11 protein-coding genes are annotated in these 14,290 nt (G+C 69.3%); 6 read left to right on the top strand and 5 right to left on the bottom strand.

Annotation, left to right across the window (positions count from 1 at the left end):
* Positions 1-14: 14 nt before the first annotated feature.
* The gene (locus ACQ4L4_RS19695) at positions 15-1,040 is read right to left on the bottom strand and encodes a succinylglutamate desuccinylase (RefSeq protein ID WP_431100578.1); all 1,026 of its coding nucleotides are present in this window, start codon (positions 1,038-1,040) and stop codon (positions 15-17) included.
* A gap of 26 nt (positions 1,041-1,066) precedes the next feature.
* Here ACQ4L4_RS19695 and ACQ4L4_RS19690 point away from each other — a divergent pair, with 26 nt between their 5' ends.
* The 3 genes from ACQ4L4_RS19690 (at position 1,067) to ACQ4L4_RS19680 (ending at position 4,622) form a co-directional block, all read left to right on the top strand.
* Positions 1,067-1,915 (top strand): lysophospholipase, encoded by an 849-nt coding sequence (locus ACQ4L4_RS19690; RefSeq protein WP_431100577.1) that lies wholly within the window; start codon positions 1,067-1,069, stop codon positions 1,913-1,915.
* A gap of 112 nt (positions 1,916-2,027) precedes the next feature.
* A complete protein-coding gene (locus tag ACQ4L4_RS19685; protein ID WP_377159389.1) occupies positions 2,028-3,503 on the top strand; it encodes a M20 family metallopeptidase in 1,476 nt (491 codons plus the stop codon).
* A 102-nt stretch (positions 3,504-3,605) separates the two neighbouring features.
* Complete coding sequence (locus ACQ4L4_RS19680) at positions 3,606-4,622, top strand: LysR family transcriptional regulator (RefSeq protein ID WP_377159391.1); 1,017 nt, start codon at positions 3,606-3,608, stop codon at positions 4,620-4,622.
* Between the two features lie 68 nt (positions 4,623-4,690).
* Here the strand turns inward: ACQ4L4_RS19680 and ACQ4L4_RS19675 are convergent, their stop codons facing one another.
* Complete coding sequence (locus ACQ4L4_RS19675) at positions 4,691-5,854, bottom strand: aminoglycoside phosphotransferase family protein (protein WP_431100576.1); 1,164 nt, start codon at positions 5,852-5,854, stop codon at positions 4,691-4,693.
* A gap of 170 nt (positions 5,855-6,024) precedes the next feature.
* Between ACQ4L4_RS19675 and ACQ4L4_RS19670 the strand changes: the two genes are divergently transcribed.
* From ACQ4L4_RS19670 to rsmA, 3 genes are read left to right on the top strand one after another with little or no spacing between them, the layout of a single operon-like run.
* The gene (locus ACQ4L4_RS19670; RefSeq protein ID WP_431100575.1) at positions 6,025-8,436 is read left to right on the top strand and encodes an LPS-assembly protein LptD; all 2,412 of its coding nucleotides are present in this window, start codon (positions 6,025-6,027) and stop codon (positions 8,434-8,436) included.
* Between the two features lie 10 nt (positions 8,437-8,446).
* Positions 8,447-9,850: a peptidylprolyl isomerase gene (locus tag ACQ4L4_RS19665; RefSeq protein WP_431100574.1), complete on the top strand. Its 1,404-nt coding sequence runs from the start codon at positions 8,447-8,449 to the stop codon at positions 9,848-9,850.
* Between the two features lie 18 nt (positions 9,851-9,868).
* On the top strand, positions 9,869-10,642 hold the full coding sequence (rsmA, locus tag ACQ4L4_RS19660; RefSeq protein WP_431100573.1) for a 16S rRNA (adenine(1518)-N(6)/adenine(1519)-N(6))-dimethyltransferase RsmA: 774 nt from the start codon (positions 9,869-9,871) through the stop codon (positions 10,640-10,642).
* Positions 10,643-10,767: 125 nt separating this feature from the next.
* On the opposite strand, the gene ACQ4L4_RS19655 is transcribed toward rsmA, so the two are convergent.
* The 3 genes from ACQ4L4_RS19655 to ACQ4L4_RS19645 form a co-directional block, all read right to left on the bottom strand.
* Positions 10,768-10,890 carry a hypothetical protein gene (locus ACQ4L4_RS19655; RefSeq protein ID WP_377159398.1) on the bottom strand — a complete coding sequence of 41 codons (123 nt, stop codon included), beginning with the start codon at positions 10,888-10,890 and terminating at the stop codon, positions 10,768-10,770.
* A gap of 41 nt (positions 10,891-10,931) precedes the next feature.
* Positions 10,932-11,327, bottom strand: coding sequence for a barstar family protein (locus ACQ4L4_RS19650; RefSeq protein WP_377159400.1), 396 nt, complete (start codon positions 11,325-11,327; stop codon positions 10,932-10,934).
* A gap of 452 nt (positions 11,328-11,779) precedes the next feature.
* Positions 11,780-14,077, bottom strand: a complete 2,298-nt coding sequence (locus ACQ4L4_RS19645) for an NADP-dependent malic enzyme (RefSeq protein ID WP_431100572.1) — start codon at positions 14,075-14,077, stop codon at positions 11,780-11,782.
* Positions 14,078-14,290: the final 213 nt, after the last annotated feature.

The raw sequence follows: 14,290 nt of genomic DNA, 5'->3' as shown, positions 1-14,290 counted from the left end.
CCCCGGCGGGGCGCTCACGCCTCGTAGCGCCCCAGCCGCACCATCGTCTGTCCGCTTTGACCGGCGCGGCGCGACGGCATGATCAGCACGCAGTCGTCGTGCGGCGTGACCCACAGGCGATCGCCATCCTCGGCCAGCGGCGTGCCGGCGTTCGGGATCACCTTCAGGTGGTGTGTCGGCACCAGGAACCGGAACTCCGGCGTCACCGCCGTCACGCCTTCGCCGACGCGCACCAGGCGCTGCCGCTCCGGGGACGGCACGCGCAGTCGTGCGTCCGCCCAGGGCGCGTCGACCATCTCCAGGTGCCGCAGGAAGCGCAACGTGACGTCGAGGGCCATGTCGGCGCTCGCCGGTTCCCAATGCGAGCCGCATTCGACCAGCACCGCCTGCCGGGCGCTGCGCGGATCGGCGAAGCCGCCGCGATCGATCAGCCGCAGGCCCGCCGCATGGCCGGTGTCCACCAGCAGCGTCTCCGGCTGGCCCAGCGCCCGCGCCAGCGGCACGCTCTTGTCCGTCATGCCGCAGATCGTCAGCGCCGGCGCGCCGGCCTCCTGCATCGAATGCAGATCCAGCAGCACGTCCGCCGCGTCGATGAAGGGGGCAAGCTCGCGCGCCCGTCGCAGTTCGGCCGAGTCGCGCGGACCGCGCAACACGGCGTCGTCCCAGACCCGGTTCATGTCCTCGTCGACGCAGCGCGACGAGAACGGCTCCATCGCATTGAAACGCCCGAAGGCCTCGACGTTGGCGAAGGCCAGCACCAGTCGGCCGCGCAAGGGCGTGACCCGCTGGCTCAGCAGCGTGTCCAGCGCGATCGCGCCGCACAACTCGTTGCCGTGCGTCAGCGCGACGACCATCGCCGTCGGCCCCGGCCGGCCGGAGTCCAGCACATGGACGAACTCCACGTCGGTTCCCGGGCCGTGCCGCCAGCGTTCGATCGCCGGCGGCTGGAGCCGGACTTCCGGGTTGAAGGGCGGGAAGGACTCGAGCAGGGCGGGCGTCATCGTCTTCGAAACGTGGGGGTCGTCCACGGCGGGGGACATGCCGGGCGATCCTACACTCCGGGCCCATGAAGACTCTCACCGGCCATGACGGCCTCCCGCTGCACTGGCGGGAATGGGGCGCCGACCTGTCGCTGCCCACCCGCGGCACCGTGCTGATCGTCCACGGCCTGGGCGAGCACATCGGCCGCTACGAGGCCGTCGCCCAGCGCCTGAACGACTGGGGCTGGCATGTCGCCGGCTTCGACCAGCGCGGTCACGGCGCCTCCGGCGGTCCGCGCGGGGACATTCCCCGGCATGACAGCCTGCTGCTCGACCTCGCCGCCACGATCGACTGCCTGCGCGCCGACGAGCGCAAGGGGCGGGGCCCCTTGATCCTGCTTGGTCACTCGATGGGCGGCGCGGTCGCCGCCCGCTTCGTCGCCGGCGCCCTGGAGAACGCCCCGTGGTCGCGGCCGGTCGACGGGCTCGTGCTCAGCTCGCCGGCGCTGGACGCGGGCCTGTCCGCCTTCCAGCGCGGGCTGCTCGGCGCCACGCTGCCGCTGGTGCCGCACCTGGCCGTCGGCAACGGGCTGAACCCGTCCTGGGTCTCGCGCAGCGCGGACGTGGTCCAGGCCTACAAGGACGACCCGCTGGTTCACAACCGCATCACCCCGACGCTGGCGAAGATGATCGCCAGCTTCGGCCCCGAGACGCTGCCGCTGGTGCCGCGCTGGACCACGCCGACGCTGCTGATGTGGGCGGGCGCGGACCGTTGCGTCGCCCCCGCCGGCAGTGCCGCCTTCGCCGCCGCCGCTGCCGCGGGCGGCGCCGTGCAGGCCGTGCCCTTCCCGGGCCTGGCGCACGAGATCTTCAACGAGCCTGAGCGCGAACAGGTCTTCGCCCGCCTGCGCGCCTGGCTGGGCTCACGCTCCTAGAATCGACCGATCCAGCCCCCTTTCCCCATCCCCTCACTTTCCGCCCGGACCGGCCGCCCCGCGCGACCCCGGACCCAGCCAAGGCGGCCCACCGGCCGCGCAGGAGACCCGCATGAACGCACGTGATCCGTCGTTGCCGCTGCAGACCGATGAAATCAGCGCCCTGGGCGCCTTCGCCGAAAAGGTCTGGGACCAGGAGATCGTCCCCGCGCTGACCGACTACATCGCCATCCCCGCCAAGAGCCCGATGTTCGACGCCGACTGGCAGGCCAACGGCTACATCGAGCGCGTCGTCCGCGACGCCGCCCAGTGGGTGGAAAGCAAGAAGATCCCCGGCCTGAAGCTGGAGGTCATCCGCCAGGAAGGCCGCACGCCGGTCATCTTCTTCGAGCTGCCGTCGACCAAGGCAGAGAGCACCGACACCGTCGTCCTCTACGGCCACCTGGACAAGCAGCCGGAGTTCAACGGCTGGCGCGCCGACCTCGGCCCGTGGACGCCGAAGTACGAGGACGGCAAGCTCTACGGCCGCGGCGGCGCCGACGACGGCTACGCGATCTACGCCTCGATCACCGCGCTGCTGGCGCTGGACCAGCAGGGCATCCCGCGCCCGCGCTGCGTCGGCCTGATCGAGGCCTGCGAGGAATCGGGCTCCTACGACCTGCCGGCCTACATCGACCTGCTCCGGCCGCGCCTGGGCAACGTGTCGCTGGTGGTCTGCCTGGACTCCGGCGCCGGGGACTACGACCGCCTCTGGATGACGACCTCGCTGCGCGGCATGGTTTCCGGCGTGCTCAAGGTCGAGGTGCTGACCGAAGGCATCCACTCCGGCGACGCGTCGGGCGTGGTGCCGTCCTCGTTCCGCATCCTGCGCCAGGTGCTGGACCGGCTGGAGGATTCCAAGACCGGCCGGCTGCTGCCCGAGTCCTTCCATTGCGACATCCCCGGCGTGCGCTTCGAGCAGGCGCAGGCGACCGCGGCGATCCTGAAGGAAGAGGTCTACAAGCGACTGCCCTGGGCCTGCGGCGCGGACGGCGGCCCCGTGCTGCCGGTGACCTCCGATCCGGTCGAGGTGCTGCTCAATCGCACCTGGCGGCCGACGCTGTCGGTGACCGGCGTGGACGGCTTCCCCGAACTGAAGAGCGCCGGCAACGTGCTGCGCCCGTACACGGCGTTCAAGCTGTCGCTGCGCCTGCCGCCGCTGATCGACGGCAACGAGGCCGCGCTGAAGCTCAAGGCGCTGCTCGAGGACAACGCGCCGTACAACGCCAAGGTCAGCTTCGTGCCGGACGGCCGTGCCGGCGCCTACGGCGCCACCGGATGGAACACGCCGGAGCTGTCGCCGTGGCTGAGCCAGGTGCTGGACGACGCCAGCCAGGCCCACTTCGGCCAGCCGGTCGGCTACATCGGCCAGGGCGGCACGATCCCGCTGATGAGCATGCTGCAGAAGGGCTTCCCGGCCGCGCAGATGATGGTCTGCGGCGTGCTGGGCCCCAAGAGCAACGCCCACGGCCCCAACGAGTTCCTGCACGTGCCCTACGGCAAGCGCCTGACCGCCGCGGTGGCGCAGGTGATCGCCGCGCACCCCTGACGGCTGCGGACCCGGTCTGCGGCCCGTGGGTCGCCCAGGTCCGCTGATCGACGCACAGAGAGGCGGCTCGCGGCGACGCGGCGTCCGCCCGGAGGAGACGGGATGGATCAGGTCAAGGCGATGCGGGTCTTCACCCGTGTGATCGACGAGGGCAGCCTCGCCGGCGCCGCGCGTGCGATGGACCTGGCGCCCGCCGTGGTCACGCGGCTGGTGGCGGACCTCGAAGAGCACCTCGGGGCGCGGCTGCTGAACCGCACGACGCGGCGGCTGTCGCTGACCGACGTCGGCGAGGGCTACCTCGAACGCTGCCGCCGCATCCTCAGCGACATCGAGGAGGCCGAGGCGCTCGCCTCCGCCGCGACCAACGAGCCGCGCGGCACGCTGCGTGTCCTGATCCCGCCGGCCATCGCGATCCATCAGCTGGCGCGGCACATGGCGCGCTTCCATGCGCTGTACCCGCTGGTCAGCGTCGAGCTGGTCGCGCCGGGACCCGTCGACACGCTCGACGAGAGCTTCGACATCACCGTCATCTCCACCCGCAGCCCGCTGCAGGGCGACTTCATCGCCCGCAAGCTGGCGCGCACCGAGGTGATCCTCTGCGCATCGCCCGAGTACCTGGGCCGGCGCGGCAAGCCCCAGCATCCGTCCGACCTCAAGCAGCACGACGTCATGCTGCCGCCCATCCACGAGCTGACCCGCGGCGTGACCTTCGAGCGCTGCGGCGCGGACGGCCTCACCACCGAGAGCTTCTTCGCGATCCCCAGCCGGCCGGTGATGACGACCTCTTCGGTCGACACCAAGTACGCCTGCGCGCTGCACGGGCTGGGCGTGGCGGGGCTGCCGTCCTTCGTCGTCGGCGATGCGCTGATGGAAGGGGCGCTCGAGCGCGTGCTGCCGCAGTGGCGCATCTACAGCTACCAGCTGTGGGCCGCGATGCCGACCCGCAAGTTCGTCCCGGCGCGCACCCGCGCGTTCATGGACTTCCTCGTCGAGATCTTCGGCGGGAAGGACGAGGATCCGTGGCTCACCGCCGCGGGCTGCCCGTCGTATCGGGCGGCGCAGGAGTTCCTGGCCGCTCAGGCCGCCAAGGCCGCCGCCACGCCCGCCGAGGGCGACTGAGGCAGCGCGGCGCGATCGTTGCCTGTCTGGCGAGCACGGCAACGACGCCCGCGCGCCGTCTGCGCCGCTCAGCGGAGGCTGAAGCCGACCTGCGTGTATTGAGGCTGCAGATCTTCGATCAGGCGCAGCAGCGGCGACAGCTCGATGTAGCGCGTCGCCGTCTTCACCACGTAGGCGTAGAAGCGCGGCAGGTCTTCCGCGTAATGCGGCTTGCCGTCGCGGTGCTTGAGCCGGCAGAAGATGCCCATGATCTTCAGCTGCCGCTGCAGCACGGTCCATTCGAGGCGGCGCCAGAACAGGCCGAAGTCCAGCGCCATCTCGTGCGGGTCCTCGCCGTTCGGGTCCAGGCCGAAGAGGCCGGCGCGCTTCGCGCCTTCCCAGTAGCGCACCGCCCAGTCGAGCTCCTCGGCCTCCTCCCAGGAAATGAACGCGTCGCGCATCAGCGAGGCGATGTCGTAGGTGACCGGGCCCATCACCGCGTCCTGGAAATCGAGGATGCCGGGCGTGGCGAAGGACGCGGTGCCGACGGCACTGGCGGCGTCCGCGGCGGTTCCCGCCGGACAGACCATCAGGTTGCGCGGCATGTAGTCGCGGTGCATGGGCACGCGCGGCTGCGCCAGCACGTTGGCCGACAGCAGCGCCACGGTGCGGTCCCAGTAGCCGCGCTGCTTGTCGTTCCAGGTCTTGCCGTGGTGGGCCTGGACGCACCAGTCGACGAAGATCTGCAGCTCGCGGCGCACGAAGGCGTCGTCGAACAGCGGGAGCGCGCCGTCGGCGCGGGCTGCGTCGCTGGTCTGCCAGCGCAGCAGCGCGGCGGTGGCGTCGCGCATCAGCACGCGGGGCGTTTCCGAGTCGCCGGCGCGTTGCGCGGCGAGCAGCGCGTCCAGGTAGGACGCGGTGCCGAGGTCTTCCGTCAGCGCGAAGCCGAGCCCGGCATCGTGCGCGAGCATCTGCGGCACATGCAGGCCGCGTTCGGCCATCAGGGCGCCGACCTTGACGAAACTCGCCACCTGGTTGGGCGAGGCCGGATCGTCCATGACGATCCGCGTGCCGCCGTCCGCCGTGGCGATGCGCAGGTAGCGGCGGAAGCCCGCGTCGCTGCTGGCCGCGGCGAGCGTGTCCTCGCGCAGCCCGTGCGTCGCCACGAGGGGCGCCAGCCAGCGATGGAATCGGGCGGCACGGTCGGCATCGGGCCAGAGCGGGGACGATGCGTGCGGGGCGGAAGGGGTCATCGGCGGGGGAAGCAGAAGGGCCGCTGCGCGAGCGGCCCCGGGGTCGGTGACAAGGCGCTCCGGCGGTCCTGCCGGCTCGCGAGCCTCGTGGATAATGATTCTACAAACCCCGGGCAGCGCGGCGCGATCGACGCGCGGCCGCCTGACCTCTGCAAGACGCTGCCCGCCTGATGCGCCCACCGGTTTCCCGTCCCCGTCCGATCTCGCTGGCTGCCGCCCTGGCGGTCGCGTTGCCCGCGTTCTCCGCGGCTTCCGCGCAAGCGCAGGAGTCCGCCGGCCAGCCGCTGATCCTCAAGTCGGTCAAGCAGTTGCACCAGACCAAGCGCAAGGACGCCCGTCCCGCGATGGCCCTGAGCGCCGACCGCATCACCAGCGACATGGACCAGACCTCCACCGCCGAGGGCGACGTCCAGCTGCGCTACGGCGGCATGCTGCTGAGGTCGAAGACGCTGCGTTACGACTACCCGCAGGACCTGGCCACGGCCGAGGGCGAGGTCGAGCTCAGCCAGAACGGCGCCGTGCTGCGCGGACCGAAGCTGGAACTCTTCGTCGACAAGTTCGAAGGCCAGCTCCAGAGCCCGACCTACTTCTTCGCCGCGACCGGCGGCAGCGGCAGCGCGCGGGCGATCCACTTCCTCGGCGACCAGCGCATGCGGGCCGACGAGGCCACCTACTCGACCTGCCCGGTGTCGGAGAAGGGGGAGAAGGACGCCGCCGATGCCGCCAGCGGAAAGGGCAAGCGCGACTGGGAACTGGTCACCAGCAGCCTGAACCTGGACTTCGATGCCGGCGAGGGCGTCGCCAAGGACGCCGTGGTGCGTTTCCTCGGCGTGCCCATCCTGGCCGCGCCGTCGCTGAGCTTCCCGCTCGGCGACCAGCCCAAGTCCGGCCTGCTGCCGCCCAACGTCAACATCGACAACCGCAGCGGCGTCGAGTACAGCCAGCCCTTCTACTGGAGCATCGCCCCCAACCGCGACGCGACGATCACGCCCTTCGTGATGACGCGCCGCGGTCCCGGTGTCGACACCCAGTTCCGCTACCTGGAGCCGGGGCACCGCGGCCAGATCGACTACGCGCTGCTGCCGCACGACCGGGTCACCGGCATTTCGCGCTGGGACCTGCGGCTGAACGCCGACGGCGACGTGATGCCGAACTGGACCTACAACGTCCACACCGAGCGCGTCTCCGACGACAACTACTGGAAGGACCTGCGCAGCCGCATGCTGTCGCAGACGCCGCGCCTGCTGTCGACGGACCTGCGCACGCAGCGCGACTTCAGCTTCAACTGGGGCGAGATGCAGACCTACGCGCGGGTCCAGAAGTGGCAGCCCTTGCAGGTCGCGCAGGTCGAGGACCAGTTCGCCTCGCCGTACCAGCGTTCGCCGCAGATCGGCGTGCGGCTGCAGACCGGCGCGGACGAATCCGTGCTGGCCGGTTATCTGCCGACCGGCCGCCGCGCGCGGCTCGAGGGCGGCCTGGAGCTCGAGTACAACCGCTTCGACCTGCCCGGCGGCGCGCTGGGCTCGCAGACGCAGACCGGCGAACGGGTGCACCTGCTCGGCCACGTCAGCCTGCCCTTCAGCGGCGCGGCGTGGTGGCTGATCCCGAAGATGTCGATCAACGCGGCGAGCTACAACCTCGACCAGGCGATCGACGTGACCGGCCGGCGCTCGATCGGCCGCACGATCCCGACCTTCAGCGTCGACCATGGCTGGATCCTGGAGCGCAACACCTCGCTGTTCGGCCAGGCCATGCGCCAGACGCTGGAACCGCGCCTGCTGTACGTCAACACGCCGTACCGCGACCAGAGCGCCATCCCCAACTTCGACGCGGCGCCGCGGGACTACAACTTCGATTCGGTCTTCGCGGAGAACCAGTTCTCCGGCGTCGACCGCGTCAACGACGCCAACATGCTGGCCTTCGGCGCGACCACGCGCTGGATCGAGGACGAGCGCGGCGAGGAGCAACTGCGCCTGGGCATGGTCCAGCGCTACCTGTTCCGCAACCAGCAGATCACGCCCGACGGCACGCCGCAGACGCACCGCCTGTCCGACGTGGTGCTGCTGGCCTCGGCGCACTTGAACCAGGCCTGGTGGACCGACAGCACGCTGCAGCTGAACTCCGCCGACGGCAAGGTCGAACGGACCGTGCTGCGGCTGCGTTATTCGCCGGGGCCGTTCCGGACCCTCAGCGCGTCCTATCGCCTGGCCCGTGGGCAGAGCGAGCAGGTCGAGCTGGCCTGGCAATGGCCGCTGTTCGGACCCGACCGCAAGTCGGTCTCCGGTGGACCCGGCTGCGCCGGCGCCTGGTACGGCGCGGGCCGCCTGCAGTACAGCATGCGCGACAAGCGCTTCACCGATTCCGTGATCGGCGCCGAGTACGACTCCGGCTGCTGGATCCTGCGCGTCGGCGCGGAACGCCAGGCCACCGGCCGCGCGGAAACCAACACCCGACTGATCCTCCAATTGGAGCTGGTCGGCCTGTCGCCGCTCGGTTCCAATGCCCTGAAAGTGTTGAGAGACAATATTCCGGGTTACCGTTCGCTGAGCTCCGAGCGCTCGGCTTTTGGCACATATGACTGAACTGCGTTCGATGCGATATCTCAAGCCGGTGGCGGCCGCCCTCCTGTCCCTGACCGCCGCCCTGGCCGGCTCGGCATCCTCGGCGCAGACGACGCGCGCTCCAAGCCCTGCGACCGCGGCTTCCGCGCCTGCCGCGGCGGCGTCCGCGCCGGCGGCCAATCGCCCGGTGGTCGAACAACGGCAACTCAAGCCGGGCGACTACATCGCGGTGATCGTCAACACGGACATCGTGGCGGCGTCGGAAGTGATCCAGCGCACCGAGCGCGCCCGTGAGGAAGCCCGCCAGCGCGGCCAGACCGTCACCAACGAGCTGCTGCACAAGCAGGCGCTGGACAGCCTGGTCGATGAACGCGTGGTCGTGACCTACGCCCGCGAGAACGGCCCGCGCGTGGACGAGCCCGAACTCGACCGTGTCGTCGCCAACGTCGCCACCCAGAACAAGCTGACCCTGCCCGAGCTGCGCCAGCGTCTGGCCGCCGAAGGCATCGACTTCAAGCGTTTCCGCGAGAACCTGCGCGACCAGATGCTGAGCGAACGTGTCCGCGAACGCGAGGTGCAAGGTCGCATCCGCATCACCGACGGCGACATCGACAAGTACCTGGAAGAGCGCCAGGCTGCGTTGCAGGGCCGCGCGCAGCTGAACATCGCGCAGATCCTGGTGCCGGTGCCGGAGGGCCTGGGCGTGGCGGGCGTGGCCGAGCGCAAGGCGCGCGCCGACGCGGCGCTGGCGCGCATCCAGGCCGGCGAGGACTTCGCCAAGGTCGCCCGTGAGGTGTCGGAAGACGCCAACAAGAACCGCGGCGGCGAGATCGGCCTGCGCGCCGCGGACAAGCTGCCCGACGTCTTCGTCGACGCGGTCAAGGACCTGAAGGACGGCGAGGTGCGGCCGCAGCCGCTGCGCTCCGAGGCCGGCTTCCACGTCCTGAAGCTGATCGAGCGCCAGACCGGCAAGGCCTCGATCAACGTGGTCGTGCAGACCCGCGCGCGCCACATCCTGCTGCGTCCGTCCGAGCAACTGAGCCCCGAGCAGGCCACCCGCCGGCTGGTCGAGTTCAAGCGCGCGATCGAGTCCGGTCGCGCCACCTTCGAGCAACTGGCCCGCGCCAACTCGGAAGACGGCAGCGCGCAGGAAGGCGGCGACCTGGGCTGGGTCTCGCCGGGCGGCTTCGTGCCCGAGTTCGAGCAGGCCATGGACGCGTTGCCGCTCAAGGGCATCTCGGACCCGGTGCCGTCGCGTTTCGGCATCCACCTGATCCAGGTGATGGAGCGCCGCGACGTGGTGCTCGACACGAAGCAGCTGCGCGAGCAGGCCCGCAATGCGCTGCGCGAGCGCAAGTACGACGACGCCTACAACGACTGGATGAAGGAACTGCGCGCCCGCGCCTTCATCGAGACGCGCGAGTGGCTGGACTGAGCGGCCGGGACTGAGTTCATGGGACATGTCGCGCGCAAGCGCTTCGGCCAGCACTTCCTGACCGACAAGGCCATCATCGACGGCATCGTCGATGCGATCGCGCCGGGCGAGGACCAGGCGATGGTCGAGATCGGCCCGGGCCTGGGCGCGATGACGTTGCCGTTGCTGCAGCGCCTGCCGGCGTCCAGCCGGCCGTTGACCGTCATCGAGCTCGACCGCGATCTCGCCGCCCGGATGCGCAAGCGCGGCGACGTGACGGTCATCGAGTCCGACGTGCTGAAGGTCGACTTCGCCGCGCTGGCCGCCGAGCGCGGCCGCAAGCTGAAGGTCGTCGGCAATCTGCCGTACAACATCTCGTCGCCGATCCTGTTCCACCTGCTGGGCTTCGTGGACCACGTGGTCGACCAGACCTTCATGCTGCAGAAGGAAGTCGTCGACCGCATGGCCGCCAGCCCGGGCGGCAAGGACTACGGACGGCTGAGCGTCATGCTGCAGTGGCGTTACGACGTCGAGGCGCTGTTCGACGTGCCGCCGGAAGCCTTCGATCCGCCGCCGCGGGTCGACTCGGCGATCGTGCGCATGGTGCCGCTGTCGGCGCCGGCGAAGATCGACGAGGCGTTGCTGAGCGAGCTGGTCGCGTCGGCCTTCTCGCAGCGCCGCAAGCTGCTGCGGCATTCGCTCGGCAAGTGGCTGGAGGCCCGCGGCTTCCAGGGCGAGTTCAACCTGCAGCGTCGCGCCGAGGAAGTGCCGGTGGCGGAGTTCGTCGCGCTGGCGCTGGCTGTCCAGGGCTGAGCGCGTCGCGACTCCACGCGACTGCACGCGATTCCGCGCGATTCGATGGCGGCTCAAACAAAAAGGCCTTCCGTCGCCGGAAGGCCTTCTGCATCGGACCCGAGGGTCAGTCGTTCTTCAACGGATCACGCGGCGCTGAGCCACATGGACGTATCGAAGGCGCTGCACATCATCGGCATGTTCATGCCGAAGTTCGGATTCGGATTCGCCTTGGTGCTCTTGAGCACCGGCTTCGCTTCGGGGGCCACTTCAGTCGCCCGCTCCCATGACCCTTGTTCTTGGGAGCGGGCTACTGAAAAGAATAGAAACACCGGAATGAGACTTTCCGCTCGGCCCAGAAATCGGCGGCCTCGCGGAAGACGTCGAGCAACTGCTCGCGCGCCTCACGGTCGAACTTCGCATGGTCCGGCAACTGGTCCAGCACCACGACGAAACCCGGTTGCGTGCCCGACTTGTGGACCAGATTGGTCATGCAGTCGTACAGCGCTTCCATGTTCTTTCCGAAGTGCGCCGGGAACAGGAAATTGCTGGCTATCAATTCCAGCACGTCCTGTTTGGTCTCCGCTGGAGCCAGGTCGGCGTACAGGAAGTGTTGGCCGGCGTCCTGCGCGGCCTGCATCAAGTCCTCGACCCGGTAGGCTCTGATCGCCTGCACGATGTTGGGACGGACTGTCTGCAAAAGCATTGTCGCGTTCCTCCTAGATGGGGTTCCGAGTTCATGTCCAACCCTCGCCGTGGCCCCGGACAGAACCCGCAGGGGAGCCTGCGATCGTCGGTGGCATGGGTGGGGTCAGAGAGGGTTAACCCTGAACTCTGAAACCGAGATGGTACAGAAACGGACCCGAATGCTCAAGCCGGGGGCTCCCTGAATGCCCTAAAAAGCGGCACTGTGAGCGTGCGCACACATTCGGTCTTTGCTCAGCCAGCGTTGGTAGTCATCCGCCAGAAATCGACTGGTGAGCCGCTACAAACTTTTTATATAGGCAGGGTCGCAGGTCGGGTTTAAAGGCCCTCCGCGGGCCCCGTCCAGGGGCGTGAGGGTCCCGGCGACCGAATAATCTTCGGTCGCCGGGCAATCGTCCGGCCAGGGATGCGAGACCGCGCGCGACTGGATTTCCGAAGGAACCCGTCCGGATCTCAGCGGGCCGCGTTCGCGTCCGCGACGGTCAGGGCCGTCATGTTCACGATGCGGCGGACGGTGGCCGACGGCGTCAGCACATGGACCGGCTTGGCCGCGCCCAGCAGCACCGGCCCGATGGCGATGCCGCCGCCGGCGGCCGTCTTCAGCAGGTTGTAGCTGATGTTCGCCGCGTCGATGTTGGGCATGACCAGCAGGTTGGCTTCGCCCGTCAGCGTGCTCTTGGAGACCAGCTGGTCGCGGTAGTGCGGGTCGAGCGCGGCGTCGCCGTGCATCTCGCCGTCGGCCTCCAGCCAGGGCGCCTGCTCCTTGATCAGCGCCAGCGCGTCGCGCATCTTGATCGCGGACGGGCAGTTGCTCGAGCCGAAATTGCTGTGCGACAGCAGCGCCGCCTTCGGACGCAGGCCGAAGCGCATCATTTCCTCGGCCGCCATCTGCGTGATCTCGGCGATCTGCTCGGCGGTCGGGTCGTAGTTGACGTGCGTGTCGACGAGCATGAGCTGGCGGCCCGGCAGGATCAACCCGTTCATGCAGGCGAAGGTCTTGACGCCGGGGCGCTTGCCGATGACCTGGTCGATGTACTGCAGGTGCATCGCGGTATTGCTCCAGGTGCCGCAGAGCATCCCGTCGACTTCCCCCTTGTGCAGCATCATGGCGCCGATCAGCGTCAGGCGGCGGCGCATCTCGATCTTGGCGAGCTGCTGGGTCACGCCCTTGCGCTCGGTCATCTCGAGGTAGGTCTGCCAGTAGTCGCGGTAGCGGTGGTCGAACTCGGTGTTCACCACGTCGTAGTCGCGACCTTCTTGCAGGCGCAGGCCGAAGCGCTCGCAGCGTTGCGCGATGACCTGCGGACGGCCGATCAGCGTCGGGCGGGCGATGCCCTCGTCGATGACGATCTGCACGGCGCGCAGCACGCGTTCCTCTTCGCCCTCGGCGTAGGCCACGCGCTTGTGCTTGGCCTTCTTCGCGATCTGGAAGATCGGCTTCATCGTCGTGCCGGAGGCGTAGACGAAGCTCTGCAACTTCTCCAGGTAGGCCGGCATGTCGGCGATCGGACGCAGCGCGACGCCGGAGGCTTCCGCCGCCAGCGCGACCGCCGGGGCGATCTTCATCATCAGGCGCGGGTCGAAGGGCTTCGGGATCAGGTACTCGGGGCCGAAGCTCAGGTTCGCGCCCGCATACGCGGCGGCGACGACCTCGCTCTGTTCCGCCTGCGCCAGTTCGGCGATCGCGAGGACGGCGGCGATCTCCATCTCGTCGTTGATCGTCGTCGCGCCGCAGTCCAACGCGCCGCGGAAGATGTAGGGGAAGCACAGGACGTTGTTGACCTGGTTCGGATAGTCCGTCCGGCCCGTGGCCATCAGCGCGTCGTTGCGGATCGCGTGGACGTCCTCCGGCTGGATTTCCGGATTCGGGTTGGCCAGGGCGAAGATGATCGGCGTGGCCGCCATCGACGCGACCATGTCCTGCTTGAGCACGCCGCCCGCCGACAGGCCCAGGAAGATGTCCGCGCCGGCGATCACGTCGCGCAGGCTGCGCTGCTCGGTGGGCTGGGCGTAGATGGCCTTGTCCGGATCCATCAGCTCGGTGCGGCCTTCGTAGACGACGCCGGCCAGGTCGGTCACCCAGATGTTCTCGCGCGGCAGGCCCAGCTTGACCAGCAGGTTCAGGCAGGCGAGGGCGGCGGCGCCGGCGCCCGAGGTCACCAGCTTCACCGACTTGATGTCCTTGCCCGCGACCTTCAGGCCGTTGAGCAGGCCGGCGGCGACCACGATGGCGGTGCCGTGCTGGTCGTCGTGGAAGACGGGGATCTTCATCCGCTTGCGCAGCTCGCGCTCGACGTAGAAGCAGTCCGGCGCCTTGATGTCCTCGAGGTTGATGCCGCCGAAGGTGGGCTCCAGCGCGGCGATCACGTCGACCAGCTTGTCGAGGTTGTGCTTCTCGTCGATCTCGAGGTCGAAGACGTCGATGCCGGCGAACTTCTTGAACAGGACGCCCTTGCCTTCCATGACCGGCTTGGAGGCCAGCGGTCCGATGTCGCCCAGGCCCAGCACGGCCGTGCCGTTGGAGATCACCGCGACCAGGTTGCCGCGCGAGGTGTAGCGGAACGCGTTGGCGGGGTCGGCGACGATCTCCTCGCACGCGGCGGCCACGCCCGGCGAGTACGCCAGGGCCAGGTCGCGCTGGTTGATCAGCTGCTTGGTGGCCGCGATGGCGATCTTCCCGGGGGTCGGGAACTCGTGATATTCGAGAGCGGCCTGGCGCAACTGCGCACGTTTTTCTTCGGACGTGGACATGGGGGACTCTTCTGGTTGAAACCGGTCCGCCGTCGTGGGCCGGGTCGGCGATTGTAGGAGTCCGCCCCGACGGCGGCAGTGCGGACTATGCGTATGCTGCATGTCGGGAGGGCCGCAGGCACATACGCGAAACTGCGCATCGCCAGGGGCCTCCAGCGCGCCATACTGCCTGCCCCGCACGCGCGCGAGACACTTGCCAGGCGCTTGGCGCAG

Origin of the sequence: Roseateles noduli (genome assembly GCF_050626985.1) — a bacterium.
In the GTDB taxonomy this organism is placed as follows: Bacteria; Pseudomonadota; Gammaproteobacteria; order Burkholderiales; family Burkholderiaceae_C; genus Roseateles; species Roseateles noduli_A.
Note: the sequence above shows the minus strand (reverse complement) of the source record. Positions and strands in the feature narration are given on the sequence as shown.

Bases quoted from the DNA above. Each gene is read 5' to 3' on its own strand.
- ACQ4L4_RS19695 (WP_431100578.1), bottom strand. From the start codon at position 1,040: ATGTCCCCCGCCGTGGACGACCCCCACGTTTCGAAGACGATGACGCCC.
- ACQ4L4_RS19690 (WP_431100577.1), top strand. From the start codon at position 1,067: ATGAAGACTCTCACCGGCCATGACGGCCTCCCGCTGCACTGGCGGGAA.
- ACQ4L4_RS19685 (WP_377159389.1), top strand. From the start codon at position 2,028: ATGAACGCACGTGATCCGTCGTTGCCGCTGCAGACCGATGAAATCAGC.
- ACQ4L4_RS19680 (WP_377159391.1), top strand. From the start codon at position 3,606: ATGGATCAGGTCAAGGCGATGCGGGTCTTCACCCGTGTGATCGACGAG.
- ACQ4L4_RS19675 (WP_431100576.1), bottom strand. From the start codon at position 5,854: ATGACCCCTTCCGCCCCGCACGCATCGTCCCCGCTCTGGCCCGATGCC.
- ACQ4L4_RS19670 (WP_431100575.1), top strand. From the start codon at position 6,025: ATGCGCCCACCGGTTTCCCGTCCCCGTCCGATCTCGCTGGCTGCCGCC.
- ACQ4L4_RS19665 (WP_431100574.1), top strand. From the start codon at position 8,447: ATGCGATATCTCAAGCCGGTGGCGGCCGCCCTCCTGTCCCTGACCGCC.
- rsmA (WP_431100573.1), top strand. From the start codon at position 9,869: ATGGGACATGTCGCGCGCAAGCGCTTCGGCCAGCACTTCCTGACCGAC.
- ACQ4L4_RS19650 (WP_377159400.1), bottom strand. From the start codon at position 11,327: ATGCTTTTGCAGACAGTCCGTCCCAACATCGTGCAGGCGATCAGAGCC.
- ACQ4L4_RS19645 (WP_431100572.1), bottom strand. From the start codon at position 14,077: ATGTCCACGTCCGAAGAAAAACGTGCGCAGTTGCGCCAGGCCGCTCTC.